This window comes from Isoptericola hypogeus (assembly GCF_039531145.1).
Taxonomy (GTDB): Bacteria; Actinomycetota; Actinomycetes; order Actinomycetales; family Cellulomonadaceae; genus Isoptericola; species Isoptericola hypogeus.
In genome coordinates this window covers 212164-231910 of record NZ_BAAAPM010000009.1, presented here as the reverse complement: position 1 = coordinate 231910, position 19747 = coordinate 212164, and the positions used below count along the sequence as shown (strand labels likewise).

General features: G+C 71.6%; 20 protein-coding genes and 1 pseudogene. 16 read left to right on the top strand and 5 right to left on the bottom strand.

The window, feature by feature from the left end; translation table 11 throughout:
* Nucleotides 1-227: 227 nt before the first annotated feature.
* The gene (locus ABD254_RS19075; RefSeq protein ID WP_344250367.1) at nt 228-899 is read left to right on the top strand and encodes a PAS and ANTAR domain-containing protein; all 672 of its coding nucleotides are present in this window, start codon (nt 228-230) and stop codon (nt 897-899) included.
* A 12-nt stretch (nt 900-911) separates the two neighbouring features.
* On the opposite strand, the gene ABD254_RS19070 is transcribed toward ABD254_RS19075, so the two are convergent.
* On the bottom strand, nt 912-1520 hold the full coding sequence (locus tag ABD254_RS19070; RefSeq protein WP_344250365.1) for a flavodoxin family protein: 609 nt from the start codon (nt 1518-1520) through the stop codon (nt 912-914).
* Nucleotides 1521-1831: 311 nt separating this feature from the next.
* Between ABD254_RS19070 and ABD254_RS19065 the strand changes: the two genes are divergently transcribed.
* Genes ABD254_RS19065 through ABD254_RS19050 form a run of 4 tightly spaced genes read left to right on the top strand, consistent with a single transcriptional unit; the run spans nt 1832 to nt 6297 of the window.
* Nucleotides 1832-3208, top strand: a complete 1377-nt coding sequence (locus ABD254_RS19065; RefSeq protein WP_344250364.1) for an extracellular solute-binding protein — start codon at nt 1832-1834, stop codon at nt 3206-3208.
* Nucleotides 3205-4161: a carbohydrate ABC transporter permease gene (locus ABD254_RS19060; RefSeq protein WP_344250363.1), complete on the top strand. Its 957-nt coding sequence runs from the start codon at nt 3205-3207 to the stop codon at nt 4159-4161. The genes ABD254_RS19065 and ABD254_RS19060 overlap by 4 nt, the downstream gene beginning before the upstream one ends.
* Nucleotides 4158-5090: a carbohydrate ABC transporter permease gene (locus ABD254_RS19055; protein WP_344250362.1), complete on the top strand. Its 933-nt coding sequence runs from the start codon at nt 4158-4160 to the stop codon at nt 5088-5090. The genes ABD254_RS19060 and ABD254_RS19055 overlap by 4 nt, the downstream gene beginning before the upstream one ends.
* Nucleotides 5091-5094: 4 nt before the next feature.
* A complete protein-coding gene (locus ABD254_RS19050; protein ID WP_344250361.1) occupies nt 5095-6297 on the top strand; it encodes a zinc-dependent alcohol dehydrogenase in 1203 nt (400 codons plus the stop codon).
* Nucleotides 6298-6329: 32 nt separating this feature from the next.
* Here the strand turns inward: ABD254_RS19050 and ABD254_RS19045 are convergent, their stop codons facing one another.
* A complete protein-coding gene (locus tag ABD254_RS19045) occupies nt 6330-7724 on the bottom strand; it encodes a DUF1254 domain-containing protein (protein ID WP_344250359.1) in 1395 nt (464 codons plus the stop codon).
* Nucleotides 7725-7882: 158 nt separating this feature from the next.
* Between ABD254_RS19045 and ABD254_RS19040 the strand changes: the two genes are divergently transcribed.
* Nucleotides 7883-9187, top strand: a complete 1305-nt coding sequence (locus ABD254_RS19040; RefSeq protein WP_344250357.1) for a DUF1214 domain-containing protein — start codon at nt 7883-7885, stop codon at nt 9185-9187.
* A 166-nt stretch (nt 9188-9353) separates the two neighbouring features.
* On the opposite strand, the gene ABD254_RS19035 is transcribed toward ABD254_RS19040, so the two are convergent.
* The gene (locus tag ABD254_RS19035) at nt 9354-10223 is read right to left on the bottom strand and encodes a helix-turn-helix domain-containing protein (protein WP_344250356.1); all 870 of its coding nucleotides are present in this window, start codon (nt 10221-10223) and stop codon (nt 9354-9356) included.
* 177 nt (nt 10224-10400) lie between these two features.
* Between ABD254_RS19035 and ABD254_RS19030 the strand changes: the two genes are divergently transcribed.
* Nucleotides 10401-11456 (top strand): NAD(P)-dependent alcohol dehydrogenase, encoded by a 1056-nt coding sequence (locus tag ABD254_RS19030; RefSeq protein ID WP_344250355.1) that lies wholly within the window; start codon nt 10401-10403, stop codon nt 11454-11456.
* Between the two features lie 33 nt (nt 11457-11489).
* Complete coding sequence (locus ABD254_RS19025) at nt 11490-12479, top strand: aldo/keto reductase (RefSeq protein WP_344250354.1); 990 nt, start codon at nt 11490-11492, stop codon at nt 12477-12479.
* A gap of 96 nt (nt 12480-12575) precedes the next feature.
* On the opposite strand, the gene ABD254_RS19020 is transcribed toward ABD254_RS19025, so the two are convergent.
* Nucleotides 12576-13220, bottom strand: a complete 645-nt coding sequence (locus ABD254_RS19020; protein ID WP_344250353.1) for a TetR/AcrR family transcriptional regulator — start codon at nt 13218-13220, stop codon at nt 12576-12578.
* Between the two features lie 109 nt (nt 13221-13329).
* On the opposite strand from ABD254_RS19020, the gene ABD254_RS19015 reads away from it, so the two are divergent.
* From ABD254_RS19015 to ABD254_RS18990, 7 genes and pseudogenes are all read left to right on the top strand, one after another.
* Nucleotides 13330-14262 (top strand): NADP-dependent oxidoreductase, encoded by a 933-nt coding sequence (locus ABD254_RS19015; protein WP_344250352.1) that lies wholly within the window; start codon nt 13330-13332, stop codon nt 14260-14262.
* 65 nt (nt 14263-14327) lie between these two features.
* The gene (locus ABD254_RS19010; RefSeq protein WP_344250350.1) at nt 14328-15248 is read left to right on the top strand and encodes an LLM class flavin-dependent oxidoreductase; all 921 of its coding nucleotides are present in this window, start codon (nt 14328-14330) and stop codon (nt 15246-15248) included.
* A gap of 131 nt (nt 15249-15379) precedes the next feature.
* Nucleotides 15380-15520, top strand: a pseudogene (locus ABD254_RS21455) (NAD(P)H-binding protein); the annotation flags it as partial.
* 85 nt (nt 15521-15605) lie between these two features.
* Nucleotides 15606-16025, top strand: coding sequence for an NAD(P)-dependent oxidoreductase (locus ABD254_RS19005; protein WP_344250348.1), 420 nt, complete (start codon nt 15606-15608; stop codon nt 16023-16025).
* A gap of 41 nt (nt 16026-16066) precedes the next feature.
* Entirely contained in the window at nt 16067-16420 is a 354-nt protein-coding gene (locus ABD254_RS19000; RefSeq protein ID WP_344250347.1) for a DoxX family protein, read from the top strand.
* A 41-nt stretch (nt 16421-16461) separates the two neighbouring features.
* Nucleotides 16462-17325: an NAD(P)H-binding protein gene (locus tag ABD254_RS18995; protein ID WP_344250345.1), complete on the top strand. Its 864-nt coding sequence runs from the start codon at nt 16462-16464 to the stop codon at nt 17323-17325.
* 93 nt (nt 17326-17418) lie between these two features.
* Nucleotides 17419-18093, top strand: coding sequence for an NADPH-dependent F420 reductase (locus ABD254_RS18990; protein ID WP_344250343.1), 675 nt, complete (start codon nt 17419-17421; stop codon nt 18091-18093).
* Nucleotides 18094-18201: 108 nt separating this feature from the next.
* On the opposite strand, the gene ABD254_RS18985 is transcribed toward ABD254_RS18990, so the two are convergent.
* Nucleotides 18202-18327 (bottom strand): hypothetical protein, encoded by a 126-nt coding sequence (locus ABD254_RS18985; RefSeq protein ID WP_344250341.1) that lies wholly within the window; start codon nt 18325-18327, stop codon nt 18202-18204.
* Between the two features lie 177 nt (nt 18328-18504).
* Between ABD254_RS18985 and ABD254_RS18980 the strand changes: the two genes are divergently transcribed.
* Nucleotides 18505-19740 (top strand): MFS transporter, encoded by a 1236-nt coding sequence (locus ABD254_RS18980; RefSeq protein WP_344250339.1) that lies wholly within the window; start codon nt 18505-18507, stop codon nt 19738-19740.
* The last annotated feature ends 7 nt before the right edge of the window (nt 19741-19747 follow it).

Below are 19747 nucleotides of genomic sequence, written 5' to 3'. Positions count from 1 at the left end.
GCTGCTGGACCCGTTCCCAGCGTCAGGTCGACGACGCCGGGTCGCAACGCGCAGGGCGACCGGCGGTACCGTGCCCGGACGTTTGGCGGCTCCATTTTCACCCGGCTAACGTGTGAAGCGACGGTCAAGGAGCGGCCGGCTACAGCTCATCGTCGGAGGCCACGATGACCCCACCGCACCACGATGCTCCCCACTCACAAGTCTCGACAGCTCACCCTCAGGCCTCGGTGACCGGTGACCAGACACCGGTGGGTCAGTACCGGGTCGACCTCGCGACCGGGCGATGGTGGTGGTCCGACGAGACGTACCGCATCCACGGCTTCGAGCCCGGCGAGGTGGTGCCCACCACGGCCGTGGTCCTCGCGCACAAGCATCCGCACGACCGCGACCGCGTGCGCCGCGTGCTGGACGAGGCGCGCCGCGACGGGGCTCCCTTCGCCACCGTGCACCGCATCGTCGACGCCGACGGGAACGAGCACGTCGTGTCGATCGTCGGGCAGGGCCGGCGCGACGACGCGGGCCAGGTGGTCGAGCTCGAGGGCTACGTGCTCGACCTGACCGCGGGGGTCAAGGACCTCGCCGCCGAGCGGGCGAACGTCTCCATCCGCGCGGCTGCGGCGAGCCGTCGGGACATCGAGCAGGCGAAGGGCGTCATCAGGATGGCGCTGGATGTCGGCGACGAGGAGGCGTTCGAGGTGCTGCGGCACTACTCCAACATCACGAACATCCCGGTCCGCGAGCTCGCCGCGCGGCTGGTGGAGCACGCCCGCGGCACGTCGTTGCCGCACGAGCGGCTCGCCCCGCTGCTGGACGCCCTCGAGGACGCGACCGGACGGGTCCGCACCGAGACCACCGACCACGAGACCACCGACCACGAGACGGTCCACCGCGTGGACTGACGCACGGGTCGCTCAGCCGCCGGGCGGCGGCGGGACCGGGCGCGCGGCCAGCGCGGACGCGACGGCGTACAGGTTGTGGGCCATCAGGCGCCCGGTCCGGTGGGACCACTCGTGGCCGTGCTCCGTGTCGGGGTACTCGTCCCCGGGCCCGGGGCCCTGGTTCCAGTAGGTCCACGCCTGGCCCGGGATGGTGTAGCCGAGGTCGGCGAGAGCGCCGCTGACCTCCGAGATGACGTGGTGCGCGCCGTCCTCGTTGCCGGTGACCACGACGCCGGCGACGCGGTTGTAGGCGACGGGTGTGCCCTCGGGCGTCGTCTCGGACAGCATCGCGTCCATCCGCTCGAGCATCCGCTGCGCGAACGACGACGGCCGGCCGAGCCAGGTGGGGGTGACCACCACGAGGATCTCGGCGTCGAGGAGGCGCGCGTGGATCGGTGGCCACTCGTCGCCGTCGCCGAGGTCCGTCACGACGCCCGGCGGGACGTCGTGGTCGGCCAGACGGACGTGACCGACGGTCACGCCGAGCGTCTCGAGCGCCTCCGCGACGACCTGGGCGAGCAGCTCGGTGTTCGAGCGTTCGGGCGACCGCTTGAGGGTGCAGCTGACGAACAGGGCCTTCATGACCTACCTCCCCAGAGGGCGGGCGGGCCGATCCTGGACCCGTGCCACCGTAGCGCGGCGGCGGCTCCCCCACCGGTCGGACGGGGCGACGGTGCCCGGCCGCCGGCCCGCGACGCGCCGGGTCGAGAACCACCGGGTGAACGGCGAGGAAAGGTGCTTCACTGTCGGCGTCCGGTGAAGCAGCCCGCCGACGACGCGCCGGGGTCCCTCGAGGGCCGACCGGCCAGGCGCGGAGGCGACAGGCGATGCGACGACGAGGGCACCACCAGGGCGGGTCGAACGGGGGCCGGGCTCGGACCGGGCGACGGGGCGTGGCGGCGCTCGCCCTCGGGCTCGCCGCGGCGACGGCGGGCTGTGCGCAGGGCACCGGCGACGACGACACGGCCGACTTCTCCGGCGACGAGCAGCTCACGGGCGAGCTGTCGGTGATGGGGTTCGGGCTCGGCGACGAGATCGCACAGGTGCGGCACGACCTGGCCGTGGAGGCGCTCGACGGGCCGGACGTCTCCCTCTCCGAGGGTGAGCTGGACGTCCAGGCCTTCCTGTCCGCCGTCGCGAGCGGCAACCCGCCCGACCTCGTCGTCGCCACCCGCGACCAGATCGGCACGTTCGCGTCCCGCGGTGCCGTCGTCCCCATCGACGACTGCCTCGAGGCGGAGCAGGTCGACACGGGCGTGTTCGACAAGGAGGCGCTCTCCCAGGTGACGTTCGACGGGGCGGTCTACGGGCTGCCCGAGTTCGACACCGTGCAGATCGCCATGGCGAACGGGGATCTCCTCGCGGACGCCGGCCTGTCGATGGCGGACGTCGACGGCTCGGACTGGGACGCGATGGCCGCCGCCTCGCAGGCGCTGACCCGGTCCGAGGGCGGCAAGCTGTCCGTCATCGGCGTCGACTCGAAGCTGCCGGAGTTCCTCCCGCTGTGGGCGCGGGCCAACGGCGCCGACCTGCTCTCCGCAGACGGGCGGACCGCGCAGCTCGACGACCCCCGGGTGCTCGAGGCGCTCGAGTTCGCCCTCGGGATCTACGACGAGCAGGGCGGCTTCGCCACCGTCAAGACCTACCGCGACTCCGCCGACTTCTTCGGCGCGGGCAACCAGTTCGCGACCGGCGTGCTGGGCGCGATGCCGATGGAGACCTGGTACGTCAACGTGCTCAACGAGAGCTCGCCCGACGCGCCGCTGGCGTTCGGGCCGGTGAAGGACCGGCAGGGCGAGCCGCTCGCGTACGCGACGGGCTCGGCGTGGGCCATCCCCAGCGGCGCCGAGAACCCGCAGGCCGCCTGCCGGTACGCCGCGACGATGACCGCCACCGACTCCTGGGTCGCGGCCGCGCAGGAGCGCGCCGACGCGCGGGCCGAGAGCGGGCAGGTCTTCACCGGCATCCTGACCGCGAACACCGAGGCCGACCAGCGCATCCGCACCGAGCTGGTCGATCCGCAGGACGCGCCTGCCCCGTGGGACGCCGCGATCGACGCCAGCTACACCGCCAGCGAGCACACCTTCACGCTTCCCGCGAACCCGGCGGACGCCGCCTTCGAGACGGCTTGGCAGGACGCCGTCAACCGCGTGCTCAACGGGCAGCAGGAGCCGCGCGCCGCTCTCGAGCAGGCGCAGCAGGAGGCGCAGCAGGCTCTCGACGAGGCGTGGGCGGCGTGGGACGAGGGCGAGGGGGCGTCGCAGCGGTGACCTCCACGACGACCGCGTCGCGGGCCCCGGCGAACCCCCGGCGCCGGCGGCCCACGGCAAGCGCCCGGCGCGAGCGCAACGCCGCGTTGCGGTTCATCAGCCCGTGGATCGTCGGGTTCGTGGTCTTCACGGCGTGGCCCATCCTCTACAGCGCCTACCTGTCGCTCACCGACTACGACGTCATCAACGACCCCACGTTCGTCGGGCTGGACAACTACCGCCAGCTGGCCACCGACCCGAAGGTGGCCCTGGCCCTGTGGAACACGCTCGTCTACACGGTGGTGCAGGTGCCGGTGTACGTGCTCCTCGCGCTCGGGCTCGCGCTGCTGCTCGACCGCGCGGGGCGGTCCGCCGGCTTCTTCCGCACCGCGTTCTTCGTGCCCAAGATGACGCCGCCCGTAGCCGTGGGCGTGCTCCTCCTGCTGCTCTTCAACGGCGAGTACGGCGTGGTGAACCAGGTGCTCGGCTGGTTCGGCGTCGACGGGCCCGCGTGGACCACCGATCCCGACTGGATCAAGCCGGGCCTCGTCCTGATCTCGCTGTGGAGCGTCGGGTCCTCGGTGATCATCCTGCTCGCGGCCCTCCGGGGGGTGCCGACCGAGCTGTACGACGCGGCGCGCGTCGACGGGGCCGGGTTCTGGCGGCGGACGCGCACGGTGACGGTCCCGATGATCAGCGGGCCGCTGTTCTTCGTCGTCGTGGTGAACACGATCGCCGCGTTCCAGCTGTTCACCGAGGCGTACACCGCGTATTTCGGGGCCGGGAGCTCGACGTACCGCAACGACGCCGCGCTGTTCTACGTGATCTACCTGTTCCAGCAGGGCTTCGAGTTCCTCCACATGGGCTACGCCTCCGCGCTCGCCTGGCTCCTCTTCGTGGTCATCATGCTCGTCACCGTGGTGCAGCTCCTCGTCTCGCGGCGACTCGTGTACTACGAGGGGGACCGCCGATGAGCACCCTGCCGCGGCCCGAGAGCGCCGCCCGGCCGGACGTCGCGGACCCGGTCGAGCCCGGGGACGTCGTCGCGCCGCCCGTCGCCGAGCGCAGACGGCGCCCGCGCCGCCTCGTGCGGGCGGTCGTCCTCCTCGCCCTGGCGGCGGCCACCGTCGTGTTCGTCTACCCGCTGCTGTGGCTGCTGTCGGCGTCGTTCAAGCCGCGGGCCGACGTCTTCGACAACCGGCTGGTGCCGCGGACGTTCACGGTCGAGAACTACCTCACCGTCTGGGACGCCGCGCCGATCGGCCTGTGGCTGGTGAACACGGTGGTCGTCACCGTGCTCGCGGCGGTGACCGTGACCGTGTCGAGCGCGCTCGTGGCGTGGGGGTTCGCCTTCTTCCGGTTCCGGCTGCGGGGACCGCTGTTCGGGCTCGTGCTCGCCACGATGATGCTGCCGGGCGCCGTCACCCTGATCCCGACGTTCCTCATCTGGAACCAGCTCGGCCTGGTCGGGACGAACGTGCCGCTGTGGGCCGGCAACCTCTTCGGCAGCGCGTTCTACATCTTTCTGCTGCGCCAGTTCTTTCTCGGGCTGCCGCGGGAGCCGTTCGAGGCGGCGCGGCTCGACGGCGCGAACAACTGGGTGATGTTCTGGCGGCTCGCCGTCCCCCTGTGCCGCCCGGCGCTCGTGCTCACGCTGCTGTTCGAGGCGCAGGCCGCGTGGACCGACCTCATGCGGCCCCTCATCTACCTGCAGGACTCCGACACGTTCACCATCCCCCGCGGCCTCAAGGCCCTGGTGGACCAGTTCGGACCGGCCGGCGAGTCGCAGTGGGAGGTGGTGGTGACCGCCAGCGTGCTCACCACCGTCCCGATGATCGTGCTCTTCTTCGTCGGCCAGCGGCATTTCGTGCAGGGCATCACGACCACCGGGACGAAGGGATAGCACCATGCGAGCAGTGACCTGGCAGGGACGGGAGAACGTCTCCGTCGAGGACGTTCCCGACCCCCACGTCCAAGAGCCGACCGACGCCGTGATCCGCGTGACCTCGACGGCGATCTGCGGGTCGGACCTGCACCTGTACGGCGTCCTGGGGATGTTCCTGGACGCCGGTGACGTGCTCGGGCACGAGGCCATGGGCGTCGTCGAGGAGGTCGGGAGCGCCGCCGGGGACCTCGCCGTCGGCGACCGGGTCGTCGTCCCGTTCAACATCTCGTGCGGACGGTGCTGGATGTGCACGCGTGGGTTGCAGACCCAGTGCGAGACGACGCAGGTGCGCAGCCAGGACAAGGGCGCCGCGCTGTTCGGCTACACGCGACTGTACGGCCAGGTCCCCGGCGGCCAGGCGCAGTACCTGCGCGTGCCGCAGGCGCAGTACGGACCCGTGGTCGTGCCCGACGACGGGACCCCCGACGAGCGCTTCCTCTACCTCTCCGACGTGCTGCCCACCGCATGGCAGGCCGTCGAGTACGCCGACGTCCCCGACGGCGGCAGCGTCGTCGTGCTCGGGCTCGGGCCGATCGGCCAGATGTGCGCCCGGATCGCCCGGCACCGCGGCGCCGAGACGGTGATCGCCGTCGACCCGGTCGTCGAGCGTCGCTTCATGATCCAGCGGCACCACGTCATCGCGCTCGACCCGGGCGAGGAGGACGTCCGCGAGGCGGTGCTGGACCTCACGGACGGACGCGGCCCGGACTCCGTCATCGACGCCGTCGGCATGGAGGCCCACGGCTCTCCGCTCGCCCAGACGACCCAGAGGCTGGTCGGCCTGCTGCCCGACGCCGTCGCCACCCCGCTCACCGAACGCGGCGGGTCCGACCGCCTCGCGGCCCTCCTGGCGGCGATCACGCTCGTGCGGCGCGGTGGCACCGTGTCGATCTCCGGCGTCTACGGCGGGGCGAAGGACCCGCTGCCGATGATGCAGCTCTTCGACAAACAGCTCACCCTACGGATGGGGCAGGCGAACGTGCGCCGATGGACGGACTCGCTCCTGCCGCTCGTCCAGGACCCGGCCGACCCGCTCGGGGTGCTCGATCTGCGGACCCATCGCCTGGCCCTCGAGGACGCGCCGCGGGCGTACCGCGCCTTCCAGCGCAAGGAGGACGGCTGCATCAAGGTCGTCCTCGACCCATGGGCGAGCCCGGAGCGGTAGGCCCCCGGCGGCCCCTCCGGCCGCAAGGACGCTCAGCGGGCCGTGATGTCGTCCAGCTTCCAGGACCGGTCGAAGTACGGCTCCAGCGGACCGTAGAACCGGAAGTAGGAGAACCAGTGCTTGCCGGGGATGGTCTGCACCCAGTTCGACTCCCCGGCCTCGGGCGGGTTGGGGCCGAAGTACAGGTCGACCGAGCCGTCGGCGTTCGTCACGAGGTCCGCGTCGCGCGAGCCCCGGTCGCCGCGCTGATGGTCGTTGTCGATCAGGCACCGGGTCGTGACGTCGTACACGGTCGCGGACCAGAAGAGCTTCGCGGGGACGCCGGCCGGGACGTGCAGCGCGTAGTCGCGGCCGCCGTCCAGCCAGTCGCCGTCGGCGTCGGTGTACGCGCCGAGGTAGGCCTGCCCAGCGCCGGGCGTGGTGCTCTTCATTGCTGTGGAGAAGGTGACCGCCTCGTAGAACCACGACGCGCGCTCGAACAGCTCGTCGTGCCCGTCGCCGCGCTGGGACGAGCTGTCGAGCACGATCGCGAGGTCCCACTGCCGGTCGGGCCAGTAGCGCGAGCCCTCGAACCGCTTGGCGAAGGTGTTCGCCTGCGCCATGAGCTCACCGGCCGCGGCCCCCTGCTCGAGTATCCGCGTGAGGCGGTCGTCCGGCGCGAACGGCTTGCCCTTCTCGATGCCGAGCTGGCGCAGCATCGCCAGGTAGAAGCGGTCGCGCTCGTCGACGACCTCCGACTGGTAGATCTCGTGCAGGCGCCGGAAGTACTCGAGGCCCCGAGGCTGGTCGCCGGTCCACGGGCGGCCGTCCGGGGAGAGGATGCGGGTGGCCGGCGGGTTCTCCCGGCGTGCGTAGGGATAGATGCGCACGGCCTCGACCAGCGACTGCGCCCGGGCCGGGTCGGGGTCGAGCGTGCGGAAGCCGAACATGACGTTCATCCCGGTGGACGGCAGCACGTAGTAGCCGGAGTCGTCGGGCACGGGAGACTGCGCGCCGGGCGGCAGCACGAGGTGCTTCCCGCCGCGACCCGCGTCCGGGCCCAGCTCCCCCATGACGCCGATCTCGCGCTGCCAGAAGTCGCTCACCCCGCCGGCCGTCGGCCCGGCCGGGAGCTCGATGACGAGCGGGCCCGTCTCCGCGAGGTCGAAGAAGTTGAGGATGTACGGCGTCGTCGCGTTCGCAGTGATCAGGCCCAGCCGGTCGCGGTACGTCACGTAGTGCACGAGGTCGCTGCTCGTCGCGCCGAACACCTGCTCGTGCTGCTGCTTCCACTGCGCGAACGACACCAGGGGCAGCGCCCAGAGATACACCTGCGTGGCGAGCTGGTGGTCGAGCTCGTCGAACACGAGGCGCACGTCCTCGCGTCGCGGCAGGTCGCCGTCGGTGCGGACTTGGGACAGCCGCCCGGGCAGCTCGGAATACGTCACGCGTCTTCTCCTCAGGACGAGACCAACGGTGGCTCGACGACGCTACGTCCGCGCCCGGCCCGCCGCGAGCGCTGGCGGCGGCGCGGTGGCGGCGCCCGACACCAGGCCATATACAGGAGCGGCCGAACCTGGCGCCCGCGCAGCACGAAGGAGACCCCGTGACGACACCCCTGGACGGCCTCGACCTCACCGACGAGCAGATCACCGAAGCCTGGGTGTACGTGCTGGGCCGCTATCTGGTCTTGCGGCAGGAGCATGTCGACCTGGCCGAGCCGGGCGTCGGGTACAACGTCCTCAAGCACAACCCGCCCGTGCTCGCGGGCACCGGCGCGGGCGCCGCGCCGACGTTCGTCAACCCGAACCTGGACGTCGTCTACTCCGAGGCCTGGGTCGCCGTCGACGAGCGCACCCCCGCCCTGCTCGAGGTCCCCGACGTGCCGGCCGGCACCTACTACACCGCCCAGATCGTCGACGAGTGGGCCGAGATCGTGCAGAACGTCAACGAGCGGACCCTGCCGGAGCACCCACACGGCACCTACGCCCTGTGTCTCGCCGGCAGCAGCCCCCAGATCCCCGACGGCGCCTACCGGATCGACCTGCCCTCCGCCAAGGCGAAGGTGCTCACCCGCGTGCAGATCGTCGACGACGTCGCGAAGGCCGTCGACCTCCAGCACCGCTTCACGGTGCGCTCCACCGGGCACCCGCAGATCGAGCCGGCCGTCGACGTCCCGATGTTCACGAACGCGGAACCGGCCGCGTCCGCGCTGTTCGAGCGACCGCGACTCGACCAGGCCCTGGCCGCCCCCGACCGCAGCGGTCGCCTGCCGGACATGCTCCCGCTGCTCGACGCCCTCTCGTCGTACGTCGCGGCCGACCCGGCCCACGCCGCCGCGCTCGACGCCTTCGTCCGCACGACGTCGTTCCCAGGCTTCCTGTACCTCATGACGCACCTCAGCGAGGCGCACCACGGATGGACCTCCACCGGCGACCGCGACAGCTTCGGGGACGACGTCGGCTTCCGCACCGCCGCGAACTTCGCCGGGATCTGGTGGAACGCCGCCTCCGAGGCGATCTACATGCCCCTTCAGACCGACGCCGCCGGCGTCGAGCCGACGGGCGGAACCGTCTACCGCCAGCGCTTCGCACCGGGCGACGGCCCCGGCGACCACGTCGACGGGTACTGGTCGCTCACCGTCTACGCGTACCCGTCGATGATGCTCGTGCCCAACCCCGCCGGGCGGTACGAGGTCAGCTACCGCAGCAGGCTCGCGCTGGACGACGACGGCGGGTTCACCCTCGTCTTCGCCACCAGGCGGCCGTCAGACGTGGCCGAGGAGAACTGGCTCCCGCTGCCTCCCGACGGCGAGCGGTTCACCGCCATCCTGCGCACCTACCTCCCGCGGCCGGAGGTCCGCAGCGGGGCGTGGACGCCGCCCGCCATCGTCCCCGACGGGCCCGCGTGAGTCGCGACGCGAGCGATCCGGAGGGCCGGCTGTCAGCGGCTCCACGACGCCGACGCGTCGTCCCGGAGCGGCCAGACGTCCACCGAGCCGAATCGAGCGGGACTTGTCGATGATCGGGCTGAACGCCGGCCGGAGCGGCCCTCGTTGCGGGTACGTCGTCCGCCGTTCATGGAGCGACCGGCCCGGACGCGCCCGCTTGGGCTGCGGCCCATGCGGGCAGGAGGGCGAGGCGGTCGGCGTCGGGGGTGCCCGGCTCCGCGCTGTAGGTGACGATGGACAGGCCGTCCTCGCCGGGCATCGCGAAGCCGTCGAAGGTCACATGGATGGGGCCGAGGTCCGGGTGGTTGAAGGTCTTCTCCCCGCTGCGGTGCTCATACACCTCATGCCTGGCCCAGTCCTGGCGGAACTGCGGGCTGCGGGTCGACAGCTCGCCGATGATCGCCGTGAGCTCCTCGTTGAGGGGGTCCCGGCCGGCTTCGAGCCGCAGCATGGCTGCGGTCATCCGGCAGGCCTCGGACCAGTCGCCGTAGAAGGCGCGGGCGCGAGGGTCGAGGAAGATGAACCGCGCGATGTTGGGCTGCCCGTCGGTGTCGAAGTGGAAGTGGTAGAGCGCGCGGCCCATCTCGTTCGCGGCGACGATGTCGTGCGCCGCGTCGTACACGACGGCCGGCACCGCCATGTTGTCCAGCACACGCCGCACCGACGAGCGCACGGCGGTGGGCGCGGGGTCGCCGGGCCGGGTGATCGGCGCTGCCGGACCGCCCTGGACCAGGCGGAACAGATGGTCGCGCTCGAGGTCGTTGAGCCGCAACGCCCGGGCGATGGCGTTCAGGACGCTGTCGGAGGCACCACGAACCGTGCCGCGCTCGAGGCGGATGTAGTAGTCGAGGCTGACCCCGGCGAGCTCGGCGACCTCCTCGCGGCGCAGGCCGGGGACACGTCGGTCCTCGCCGTAGGTCGGAAGTCCGACCTCCTGCGGCGTCACGTGCGCGCGGCGCGAGATCAGGAACTCTCGCACGTCGTCCTTGGTACCCACCCCAGCCAATGTACGTGCACCGCCCTCTGAACCCACACGGGCATCTCCATGCCCTCGTGATGGCGAACCCACGCCTGGGGAGCCCTGTCAGGTCCTCCCACGCCGGCCGCCGGCTGGGCCAGGGTGGAGCCGGGTGGAACGGCGCAACCCCACCCACCGCCGTCTGCAAGGAGAGAGATGCTCACCGTCAACGCCTACGCCGCCACGTCCCCGACCGACCCGCTGGTCCCCACCACGATCCAGCGCCGCGACCTGGGGCCGCACGACGTCCTCATCGACATCGCCTACGCCGGGATCTGCCACTCCGACATCCACACCGTCCGCGGCGACTGGGGTCCCATCACGTACCCGCAGGTCGTGGGGCACGAGATCGTCGGGCACGTCGCCGATGTCGGGTCGGCAGTCACCAAGCACCAGGTCGGCGATCGCGTCGGGGTGGGCTGCGAGTCCGGCTCGTGCGGTGAGTGCGAGCAGTGCCGCAAGGGCGAGGAGGTGTACTGCCTCAACGGCAACGTCCAGACCTACAACGGCCTCGACACGGACGGCTCCGTCACCCAGGGCGGCTACTCGCAGGCGATCGTCGTGCACGAGGACTTCGTGCTGAAGATCCCCGACTCGCTGCCACTGGACAAGGTCGCACCCCTGCTGTGCGCCGGGGTCACACTGTTCTCGCCGCTCAAGCACTGGAACGCGGGTCCGGGCAGCAGGGTCGCCGTCATCGGGATGGGCGGCCTCGGGCACGTCGGCGTGAAGCTGGCCCACTCCCTCGGTGCCGAGGTGACTGTGCTCTCGCGCACGCTCGCGAAGCAGGACGACGGTCTCGCGATGGGCGCGGACCACTACTACGCCACCAGCGACCCGGCCACCTTCGAGAACCTCGCCGGACGCTTCGACCTGATCCTCAACACGGTGTCGGCGGGCCTGGACTACAGCCAGTACGTCGACCTTCTCGCGGTCGACGGCACCTTGGTGATTCTCGGTGCCCCCACCGAGCCGGTCACGGTGGACGCCATGTCGCTGATCGCGTTCCGACGCAGCATCGCCGGGTCGGCCAACGGCGGTATACCGGTCACCCAGGAGATGCTCGACTTCTGCGCCGAGCACGGCATCGTGCCCGAGACCGAGCTCATCGACGCGTCGTCCATCAACGAGGCGTACGAGCGGGTGCTCACGTCCGACGTGCGCTACCGCTTCGTCATCGACATCTCCACGCTGCATACCGCCACGAACTGATGTCCGGGCAGCGCCCGGAAGAGAGGACCGCACATGAAGCAGCGCACACTGGGCCGGCAGGGCCTGACCGTCGCCGAGCTCGGCCTCGGGACGATGGGCATGACCGCGTTCTACGGGACCGACGACGATCGTGACGAGCACGTCGCCGTCATCCGGCGCGCCCACGAGCTCGGCGTCACGATGTTCGACACCGCCGAGCTGTACAACCAGGGCACCGGGGCCAACGAGACCCTCCTGGGCGAGGCCGTCGCGCCGTTCCGGGACGAGATCCAGATCGCCACGAAGTTCGGCTTCACGTTCGACCAGGAGGGCAGCTCCGACGGCCACGACTCCAGCCCGGCGAACATCCGCCGGGTCACCGAGAACAGCCTGCGCTACCTGGGCACGGACGTCATCGACGTGCTCTATCAGCACCGACAGGATCCCGCCGTCCCCGTGGAGGAGGTCGCGGGCACCGTCAAGGAGCTGATCGAGGAGGGCAAGGTCCGCTACTTCGGACTCAGCGAGGTCGGACCGGAGACGCTGCGCCGCGCCGACGCCGTGCACCCCGTGTCGGTGCTGCAGACCGAGTACTCGCTCTTCGAGCGCGGCGTCGAGTCCGACGTGCTCCCGGTCGCGCGGGAGCTCGGGATCGGGTTCGTGCCCTACTCGCCGCTCGGCAGAGGATTCCTGACCTCTGCCGTGAAGCCCGCCGAGGAGTACGAGGAGGGCGACTTCCGGCGGTACGACGCGCGCTGGCAGGGCGACAGCTACACGGCGAACAAGCGCGCCGTCGACCAGCTCCACGAGCTCGCGTCCGCCAAGGGCGTGACCGCCGCGCAGCTCGCGCTCGCGTGGCTGCTCGCACAGGGCCACGACATCGTTCCGATCCCGGGGACCCGGAGCCGCGCACGGCTCGAGGAGAATCTCGCCGCCGCCGACGTCGATCTCACGCAGGCCGACCTGGAGCGGATCGACTCGATCCTCCCCCACGGGGCCGTCGGCGACCGGTACACCCCGGAGCACCTGCCCACGTGGGTGTGACGGCCCGAGGCAGGCCGGCGACGACCTCCGTGAGCTCGTCCGGACCGCTGCCGGTGCCCGCCCCGAGCCTTCGCCCGGGGCGGGCACTTTCTCGTGTCATCGACCTCCGCGACCGGCGGCCAGGGTCCGGGCCCAGATCTTCGACGGCGCGGTGAGCGGCTCGTCGCCTGGCTCGCGGAAGGCCTGCAGCATGTACTCGCCGAACCGCTTCCAGGCGAGGGGTGCGGCCTTCTGGGTGCCGCGCAGCAGCCCGCGGGCGGCGTGCTGCAGCATCAGCAGGTCGCTGTGGTGGAAGTCGGCGCGGATGGCGCCTGCGGAACGGGCGTGCTCCACGAGGCGCACCGAGGCCCGGAACGCCCGCGACAGCTCGTCGCGGAACAGCTCGCTCCCCCTGCGGGCGGAGAGGAGGACGTCGTTGAACGCGGCGTCCGTGGCCTGGAGCTCGAGGATGAACATCACGTACTCACGGAACGCCTCCCACGGCTCGCTCTCGGCCTGCCCCGCGAACTGCTCCGTGCGCTCGGCGTAGCGCCGCATCTTCTCCTCGAGGACGACGCCGAGCAGCTCGTCGAGGGAGGAGAACCGCCGGTAGATCGTGCCGACCCCGACGCCGGCGACGTCGGCGATGTGCTCGAGCGTGACGTCCCTGCCCTCCTGGGCGAGCACCGACCCCGCGGCGCAGATGATCGCCTGTCGGTTGCGCTCGGCGTCCGCCCGCAGGGGCCGCTTCTCGGTGCTCATGCCGCCCATCCTCCCATATCCGGAATACCTGCTCCACTTCTGTGGTTCACTGGAGCACAGAAGCGGAGCGTTTGCTCCGCTTGAGCCCCGGATCAGAAGGAAGTCAGACATGAAGGTCGTGGCACTGCGCGCGTTCGACTCCCAGCCCGAGGTCACCGAGGTGGAGGTGCCGCAGCCGGGCGCCGGCGAGGTGCGCGTGCGCGTGCACGCCGCGTCGGTGAACGGCTTCGACCTGTCGGTCGCCAAGGGGATGCTGCAGGGCATGATGGAGCACCGCTTCCCGGTGGTGCTCGGCAAGGACTTCGCCGGCGTCGTCGACGAGGTCGGCGAGGGCGTGGAGGACTACGCGGTCGGCGACCGCGTGTTCGGCGTCGTGACCAAGGACTTCCTGGGCGACGGGTCGTTCGGCGAGTACGTCGTCGTCCCCACCGCGGTGGGCATTGCGAAGTTGCCGGAGGCGATCGGCTTCACCGAGGCCGCCGGCCTCGGCCTGGCCGGCACGGCCGCCGTGATGGCCTTCGACGGCGCGGGTGTGCGCGAGGGCGACACGGTGCTCGTGGTCGGCGCCACGGGCGGCGTCGGGCAGCAGGCGCTGCAGCTCGCCAAGAACGCCGGCGCGACGGTCATCGCCACCGCGCACACCGACGCGGAGAACGAGGTCGTCACGAGCCTCGGCGCCGCGCACACCGTGGACCACACCCAGGACGTCGCCGCCCAGGTGCGCGGCATCGTGCCCGACGGTGTCGACGCGGTGCTCCACTTCGCCGGCTCGCCCGAGCCCCTGGTGGCGGCCGCCAAGCCGGACGCGGCGTTCGCCTCGACGATGCTGCGCAGCCCGGCGGACGTCCCCTCCGAGACGTTGCGCGTCACCTCCGTCTACGCCCACCCCGCGCCCGAGACGCTCGAGCGCGTCGCCTCCCACCAGGCCGAGGGGCGTACCGCCGTCACGGTCCAGGAGACGTTCGGCCTGGACGACGTCGACGCGGCCTTCGCCCGTTTCGCCGAGGGCACCCTCGGCAAGCTCGTCATCTCGATCGCCTGACCACCTGGCACCGCCGCGCGGCCTCCTCGATCCGGGGTGGCCGCGCGACGCCCGGAAGGACTCCCATGGAACTCGGTGCCTTCTCCCTGAGCGACATCTTCCCCGACTCCCCCGACACGGCCGCCAGCCGGATCGACGACATCGTCGAGTACGGCATCCTGGCCGAGCGGCACGGGCTGGACGCGTACGGCATCGGCGAGCACCACACCCGCCAGTTCGCCGTCTCCTCGCCCGCCGTGGTGCACGCCGCCATCGCCCGTGCCACCCAGCGCATCACGCTCACCACTACCGCGAGCGTGCTGAGCGTGCTCGACCCGGTGCGGGTCTACCAGGACTTCGCCACCCTCGACCAGGTCAGCCACGGCCGTGCGGAGATCATCGCCGGGCGCAGCGCCTTCGCCGAGCCGTTCGCGCTGTTCGGCGAGGACATCTCCCAGCTGGACGACCTGTTCGCCGAGAAGCTCGACCTGCTGCTGCGGTTGCGCGAGCAGAAGCCCGTCACGTGGGAGGGACGCTTCCGCCCCGCCCTGCACGAGGCCGAGGTCAACCCGCCCACCCACGGGGACCTGCCCGTGTGGGTCGCCGTCGGCGGCACCCCCTCCAGCGCGCTGCGCGCCGGACGGCTCGGCGTGCCGATGGCCCTCGGCCTCATCGGCGGTTCCATCGACCACGCCAAGCGCCTGATCGACCTGTACCGGTCCGCGGGCCGGGAGGCCGGTCACCCCGACGAGCAGCTGAAGGTCGGCATCACCAGCCACTTCTACGTCGGGGAAACGCAGGAGCAGGCCCTCGAGGAGCTCTACCCCTACTACCACCGGTACCTGTCGCCCGAGACCAACGGCGGACGCGGCTGGGACGTCGAGCGCGCCCAGATGGACGCCATGGCCGACCGACGCGGCGCCCTCATGGTCGGCGGACCGCGCGAGGTCGCCGCCAAGATCCTCGACCTGGGCAGCGAGCTCGGCGTCGACCGGTTCCTCGGATAGGTCGACCTCGGCGGCATGCCGCCGCAGATGGTCCGCGACTCCATCCGACGCTTCGGCGACGTCGTCGCCCCCGCCGTGCGCCACGTGCTGGCGCCCACCCCGGCCGGCCACGCCACGGACAAGGACCCCGCATGAACGTCACCGTCTTCGGCGCCACCGGCGCCATCGGCTCCCTGACCGTCGCCGAGCTCCTCGAGCGCGGCCACACCGTCACCGCCTACGCCCGCAACCCGCAGAAGGTGCCGGCGTCGTGGGGCGACCAGGTGCGCGTCGTCGTCGGCGAGATGTCCGACGCCGACGCGATCGACTCGGCCGTCGCCGGGGCCGACGCCCGTCGTGAGCGCGCTCGGTCCGAGCATGGACCGCAAGGCCACCGGCACCCCGCTGGTCGAGGGCACCCGGCACATCCTCGACGCCATGCAGCGCCACGGCGTCACCCGGTACATCGGGCAGGCGACCCCGGCGGTGCTCGACCCGCGTGAGACGCCGACGTTCGTCACCCGCCTCATCGCGTTCATGCCGCGCACGTTCATGCGCCGCGCTTACGACGAGATCCGTGGCATGACCGACCCCGTCCATGCCTCCGACCTGGACTGGACGATCGTGCGGTTCATCCGTCCGACGAACGGCCCCAAGAAGGGCACCGCGCGCGCCGGGTTCTACGGCGGCACGGACAAGCTCGGGTTCGCCGTCAGCCGCGCCGACATCGCCGCGTTCACCGCCGCGCAGGTCGACGACCGCACCTACGTCGGCCGCGCCCCCGCCATCAGCAACTGATCCCCGCGACCACTCGGCTCGCGACCACACAGAAGGACGTCATGTTCATCGCCCTCGTCATCGTCACCGCCCTGCTCGCCCTCATGGCCCTCAACTCCGCCGTGATGAAGCTCCGCAAGAACGAGCAGGTCGTCACCACCATCGGCGGCACCGTCGGCGTCCCGGAGCGCTACTTCCCCGTCCTGGCCACCCTCGAGATCGCCGGCGCGCTCGGCATCGTCATCGGCCTGTGGATCGAGCCCCTGGGCATCGCCGCCGCGGCCGGCCTGACCGCCTACTTCGTCGGCGCGATCATCGGCCACCTCCGCGCCGGCGACACCAAGGGCCTGACGATGCCGCTCGTCCCGCTCGTGCTGTCCGTCGCGACCCTCGTGCTGCGCATCGTCACCGCCTGACAGTGACCATCTGACTGCTCGGAACAGAAGGAGAAACTCCCATGACCATCGCGATCATCGGCGCCACCGGCCAGCTCGGCGGCCTCACGATCGACGCCCTGCTCGACCGCGGCGTTCCCGCCGGCGACCTGCTCGCTCTGGGCCGCAACGCCGAGCGCCTTGCCGCCCTCGCCGAGCGCGGCCTGCGCACCGCCATCCTGGACCTCGACGTCCCCGACGCGGTCGACGCCACCGCCGCCCAGCTCGACGGCGTCGAGAAGCTGCTGCTCATCTCCGTCGGTATGCCGGGCCAGGCCCTCGCCCCGCGCGGCACCGCGATCGACGCGGCCCGCAAGGCCGGCGTGAAGCACCTGGTCTACACCTCCGCGCTCGAGGCGCCCACGACGATCCTGGGGCTGGCCGCGGAGCACAAGGCCACCGAGGAACTCGTCACCGCCTCCGGCATCCCCGCGACCTTCCTGCGCAACGGCTGGTACACCGAGAACCACCAGCAGGAATTCGCCGGCGCGCGCGAGCGCGGCGTCATCGCCAACAGCGTGGGCGACGGTCGCCTCGCGAACGCTCCGCGCAGGGACTTCGCCGAGGCCGCCGCCGTCGTGCTCACGACGCCCGGCCACGAGACCCGCGCCTACGAGCTGTCCGGCGACGTCGCGTGGAGCTACGCCGACTTCGCCGCCACCGCCCAGGAGGTGCTCGGCACTCCCGTGCGCTACGAGGCGCTCACCCCCGCCCAGGAGCTCGAGCAGCTCCAGGCGTTCGGCCTCGACGAGGGCATGGCCGGTTTCATGGTCGCGCTCAACGGCAACATGCGCGACAACGCCCTCGCACCCACGCACGGCGACCTCGCCCGCCTCATCGGTCACCCGACCGAGCCGCTCGAGGTCACCATGCGCACCTGGGTCTGATCCGCGCCACGAGCCGGGAGGAGGGGCCCACCGCCCCTCCGGGCCCCTCCTCCCTCCCCACTGACCGCCCGCCCTCCCCGCAGGAGAACCGCGATGAGCACCACCCGCCGACCCGTCATCGGCATCTTCGGCGCCGGCAAGTCCGGCGTCGCGATCGCCCGCCTCGCCCTCGACGCCGGCTACACCGTCCGCATCGCCTCCTCCGGCAACGCCGACGACACCGACCAGCTCCTGCGCTTCGTCGCGCCCGGCGCCGAGGCGGTCGACACCCGCGACCTGCCCGCCCTGGCCGACGTCCTCGTCCTCGCCGTCCCGCTGCGACGCTTCCGCGAGCTCCCCCTCCACGGACTAGCCGGCCACATCGTCATCGACGTCATGAACCACTGGCCGCCGATCGATGGCCTCCTGCCCGAGTTCGCCGACGCCGGACGCCCCTCCAGCACCGTCGTGCGCGACGCGCTGCCCTCGACCGCCCGGCTCGTCAAGACGCTCAACCACCTCGGCTACCACCAGATGGAGGACCTGCCGAGGCCGCCCGCCGACCCCGACCGGGCCGCGCTCGCCATCGCCGGGACGACCCCAACGCCGTCACCACCGTCTCCCGCATCCTCCACGACCTCGGCTTCGACCCCGTCCCCGCCGGCGCGCTCGCCGACAGCGGGCCGCTCGAGCCCGAAGGTCCGGTCTTCGGCCAGCACCTCGACGCGGGCGCCATGCGCCGCGCCATCGGGCTCGACAACCGCGGGCAGGCCGGGGAGTGTCCGATGAACGGTGACCGGGTCCACGCCGTGCCCGAGTAGCGCCTGCACTGCGCCGGCGTGACCGTCATCCCCTGCTGCAGTGCGCCGTCGCCGAGGTGCTCGACGCCTCGGCCCATCACACGCCGGGCGGCGTACCCGCCTGCGTGAAGTACCGCGTGAACGCCGACGCCCGGGGCTCGCTCCCGTCGCCGGTCACGACCGAGCGCAGCAGGTAGGCGTACCCCTGCCCAGCGGAGATCACTCGCAGGGAGACCGTCACACCTGACAGGTGTGGAGCTCGACCCGCCTCGGGTGCCAGAGGTGTGGACGCGACAGACTTCCGGCGAATCGAGCGCCGGAACTTAGCTGCAGACCGACCAGGCGGGCCCTGAACCGAAGCCGGGCTACATGCATTGACAAGTATCGATAGGTTGTCGAGGTGGCCACACCGACGACGACTCTTGTGACCCGGGCCAGTCAGCCGGCCCGCGGCCCACTTGCAACGCTCTGCCTCACACAGGTCGTCAGCTGGGGCGTGCTCTACTACGCCTTCCCCGTGGCACTGCCGGCCATCACCGCGGAGACAGGTTGGACGCGCACGAACACGATGGCCGCGTTCTCCGCGGCACTCATAGCAGCCGCCGCCTCCGGGATCCTCGTCGGACGCCGCATCGACAAGCATGGCCCCCGCGCGGTGATGACCCTGGGATCCGTGCTCGCGGCCCTCTCCATGCTCGGAGTCGCGCTCGCCCCGGCCCTGGGCTGGTTCGTCGCCGCGTGGATCCTGGCCGGCATCGCCCAGTCGATGGTGCTGTACGCACCCGCGTTCACTGCGATCACTCGCTGGTACGGCAACGGTCGAGCCCGCGCACTTCTGGTGCTGACGTTGGTCGGCGGACTCGCCAGCACCGTGTTCGCCCCCGTGACGGCGGCCCTCGTCGAGTACGCCGGCTGGCGGCATGCCTATCTCATCCTTGCCGGCGTACTCGCCGTCACCACGGTCCCCGCCCATGCGATCGGGCTGCGCGCGCCATGGCCGACACTCGAACCCGCCGAGACTCGTTCCGGCCATGAGTGGCGCCCCGTTGCCCTGTCCCGGCCGTTCGTCTGCCTGACCATCGCGACCTCGCTGGGAGCCTTCGCCATGTATGCGGCCACGATCCACCTGGTCCCGATGCTGACCTGGCGCGGCGTAGGTGCCACGGCCGCAGCCTGGGCGCTCGGCCTGTCGGGAGCAGGCCAGCTGCTCGGCCGCTTGGCCTATGGCCCGATCGCCGCCCGCACCGCGCCTGCCGCGCGGGCGAGCATCATTCTGGCGACCGTCGGCCTCGCCATCGCGGGTGTCGGGCTCCTGAGCGGACCACCTGTCGCGCTCGTCGTGGTCGCGATAGTTCTCGGCGTGGGCCGCGGCGCGTACACGCTGCTGCAGTCGACCGCGATCAGCGACCGCTGGGGCGTTGCCGGCTTCGGCATCCTGTTCGGCATCCTCAACGCGCCCGCGACGCTCGCCATGGCGCTCGCTCCGTGGGCGGCCGCCGCCCTCGAAGAAGCGACCGGCTCCTATCCCGCGACGTTCGTGCTCCTGGCGTGCGTCGCCGGGGCCGGGGCCGTGACCGCGCTTGCTACTTCGAACCGGAGTCCGGCGCGACGACTACGCCCGACGTCGCTGACCTGAGGATTCG